This is a genomic window from Hydrogenophaga sp. OTU3427, from assembly GCF_038440225.1.
Classification (GTDB): Bacteria; Pseudomonadota; Gammaproteobacteria; order Burkholderiales; family Burkholderiaceae_C; genus Hydrogenophaga.
In genome coordinates, this window is record NZ_JASATI010000101.1 from 1 (window position 1) to 1,478 (window position 1,478).

Sequence of the window (1,478 nt, forward strand, 5' to 3'; positions counted from 1 at the left end):
TAGTCTTACTGTGTCACAAACGTAGTCGAGCGTTAAATGTGGCGCAATGCGGGCAATGTCCCAAGGCGTGTGCCAGTGTGACACTCAACTCAAGACGCAACGTCCTGATCGAGTCCGGCACGTGACGCTGCGCGCGCTGGACTTCCCCGAGGGATGTAATCCGGGGAAACGGCAGGTACTTGGCGTTCGACGAAGTTTTTTTTGCTGCCGGCATCGCTGCCGGCTTTCAGCCGCTGCGCCATCAGGAAACCATACGCGGCGATGCTCAGGCTGGCGTGGTGGTGAAAGCCTCGCCAACCTCTCCCCTCATAGTGTCCCAGCCCCAGGTCCTGTTTGAGATCCTGGTAATCGCGCTCGATACGCCAGCGCATGTGCGCGGCGCGCACCAGATCGTTCAGTGCCGTCGCTTCTGGCAGCGTGGACAGGTGGTACTTCTCGGGCTCGGCCTGGTCTGCGGGCCACTCGATGAGCAGCCACTGCTGGGGCAGAAGACGGGCCTTGCCCACATTGCCACCAGCGCAGCGTACCCGCACTGCAGCGAAGCGGCTTGTCAGGCGCTCATTTGTGCCTTCGCGCCAGCTGATGTTCTGGAATGCGCTGTCGGGCAAGGACTGCGCCAATGCTTTGACGCTCACTGGCTGTCGTTTTGCGGTTCGCCGAGGCATCACCGGTGGACGGCCCATGCCGCTGTAGGGCTTGGGTGGCAAGGGCTCCACGCCCGGTGGCCAGACCACCACGGCCGAGGTGATGCCGACCACGTAGGGCAAACCCATTTCGGTCAGACCCTGACGAAACGCGTAGTCGATGCCGTAGCCGGCGTCGGCTAGCACGCAGTGCCTAGGTGCTCCTTCGCAGAGCAGGCCTCGCAGCTGTGCCAGGGCAATTTGTGGCTTTGTCGCAAACTCGATGTCTGCAGGAATCCCGGCCTTGAGTCTGCGCTCTGCGTCTTCGGCCCAGTTTCGGGGCACGTACAGTTGCCAGGCTACCGGCAGGCTGCCTTGTTCACATGCCAGCGAAACGCTGACGGCCACTTGGCAGTTGTCCTGCTTGCCCAGCACCCCACAGTATTGGCGCGTCACCCCAACCGAGTGGATGCCCTTCTTCGGAAAGCCGGTGTCGTCAACGATCCACCAGCCGCCAGCGCTGAAGTCCATGTGCGGGATCACCCACTGTGCCACGCGATTGAGCAATTGCCGGTCGCTCCATTGGGCCTTGGCGACAAAGTGATGCAGGGCTTGGTGCCGGGCGCTGGCGCGCAGTGGATCGACGCGGGCGGCGATGGGCTCAATGCTCTTGCGCGACAGGGGCAGCATCAGGCCGGTGCAATATCCGGCCAATCCTGCGTGACGGTCGGCATGGCCCAGCCCTTCGGCCAGGTGAGCCATGTAGCGATCAAATTCTTTAGCTATGTCCATCGCACCCCCCTCGCCGGGAACAAGATGGGCATATCATGCCTCAATATTTATGACACAGTAAGA

At 61.8% G+C, this 1,478-nt stretch carries 1 protein-coding gene; it reads right to left on the reverse strand.

Features of this window, described 5'->3' with window-relative positions:
- Nucleotides 1–89: 89 nt before the first annotated feature.
- Nucleotides 90–1,415 (reverse strand): IS701 family transposase, encoded by a 1,326-nt coding sequence (locus AAHB17_RS24420; RefSeq protein ID WP_342133660.1) that lies wholly within the window; start codon nucleotides 1,413–1,415, stop codon nucleotides 90–92.
- Nucleotides 1,416–1,478 lie beyond the last annotated feature (63 nt).

Excerpts from the sequence above, each read along its gene's own strand:
- AAHB17_RS24420 (WP_342133660.1), bottom strand. The coding sequence starts at position 1,415 with ATGGACATAGCTAAAGAATTTGATCGCTACATGGCTCACCTGGCCGAA.